At 40.5% G+C, this 232-nt stretch carries 1 pseudogene; it reads left to right on the top strand.

Annotated features, from left to right (window positions below):
* Window positions 1-101: 101 nt before the first annotated feature.
* Window positions 102-232 (top strand): annotated as a pseudogene (locus HMPREF2801_RS04660) (conjugal transfer protein); the annotation flags it as partial.

Here is a 232-nt window from a genome sequence, read left to right as displayed (position 1 = left end):
ACGATACTTGGATATGCGGTTTTGCTGGGGTTAATGATGCTAAAGAGCGGAACACTGGCCAAAAGCGTATTAAATGCACACTAAAAGAAAGGAAATATATGATGAACAAAAGAAAAACAGTATTGATAGCAGTAGCAGTTGGAACAGGTATTTTGGCAGTAATGGATAGAATCAGGCTTCACAGCAAAGTGGAGGACTTGGAAGAAAGAACAAAAGACATCGGTCGCTGCCA

The organism is Peptoniphilus sp. HMSC062D09, assembly GCF_001811425.1.
In the GTDB taxonomy this organism is placed as follows: Bacteria; Bacillota; Clostridia; order Tissierellales; family Peptoniphilaceae; genus Peptoniphilus_A.
The sequence above is the reverse complement of the archived record's forward strand: the minus strand, read 5'-3'. Positions and strand labels throughout refer to the sequence as shown.